This window comes from Clostridia bacterium, from assembly GCA_028698525.1.
Lineage (GTDB): Bacteria > Bacillota > Clostridia > JAQVDB01 > JAQVDB01 > JAQVDB01.
The window spans coordinates 1333-2631 of record JAQVDB010000132.1; the positions used below are offsets into that span (position 1 = coordinate 1333).

Sequence of the window (1299 nt, forward strand, 5' to 3'; positions counted from 1 at the left end):
CCTGTTATAGATACCGGTGGTGCAAAATCAGGCTACATAACTGTTAAATATATAAATACTACGGGCAAGAGGTTAAAGGTGATGTTTATAAAAGAGGATAAAAAAGAATCTTGAAGGGTATCATGCCTGGAATGAAGTATTTGTAAACGGCAAGTGGTATATAATGGATACATCATATGATGCTCAATTTAAAGCCGCTAACTACAAATATACGATGTATAAATCAAGGAATCAATATAACAAACAGAAAGAGTACTAAAAAGCAGAAGGAAAAATCTTCTGCTTTCCTATTTTACTATGTTATACACTAGGCTTGTATCTATTTCCATGGAGTTAAATAATGGTATATCGGTAAACTGTCTTATTTCCTGTTGTCCCAGATAGCTGTTGGCCGCCATCCCTGATATGGCATTTACTTTAAGTCCATATTGGTGCTCAACAATACTCAGCCCTCCTTTTGCAGTTACTGCATTATTACAGCACAATATTAATCTATGTATTTTTTCTTTTACCTTTTCATTTTTGAGCAAAAAGGAGGTTTCCCGCTGGAGTATTCCATCGGCTATTTCTAATACTACATAATCCTTTGTGCGGGCATTTAAATATGAATATGAATTTTCGAATATTTCCAGTATAATATCAAAATCCAACAGATAAGTGGATGGATACCCCCAAAAGGTAAAGTCTATTGTTTCTTGTGAACCTGCATCTTCCATCAGCAACAAATCTTTTAATGAGGCCGTCCCTGTTACCTTTCCCGAGCAGACACATTTATTATTTGAAGCCAGTGAGTATATGATTGCCTTGGCTGCAGTGCTTTTACCTGCATTCATAGCACTGCCTACTACTAGTATTAGATTTTTACACTTATTTTTAGTATTGTTTTTCTTAATAGCAGGCTTAAAATCTGTTGTATTTAGAATATTGCCTTCTTTATCACAGACATATCCCAGTATGTCAATTTTGGTAGGGTCTTTTGCAGATGAACATTTAGATTTAACCTCTCCTATCACCCCTCCCCTTGCTAACAAATCGCATCTTGATACAGGCTTATCAGGTATGATTCCTTCGTAAAATTCGGTTGCATATCTATTTCCCCAACTCAAAAGCCCCAGCGTCCCATGAAATATTTGATGAATCCTGCCACTTCTGTTTTCCAGTTCAGAGTGTTGACTTATTCTTTTAACTCTTCCTAATACTATGTCTCCTATTCTTGGTATGTGATTTTGGTCTTGTATGTAGTATTGCATCATATTTTTTGGAACTGATTTGATAGCAGAAGTGATAATGATTTTTTTT

The 1299-nt window shown here is 35.3% G+C and carries 1 protein-coding gene; it reads right to left on the reverse strand.

Features of this window, described 5'->3' with window-relative positions:
* Window positions 1-287: 287 nt before the first annotated feature.
* On the reverse strand, window positions 288-1299 hold a 1012-nt coding region (locus PHP06_11115), incomplete at its 5' end, for a hypothetical protein (GenBank protein MDD3841090.1).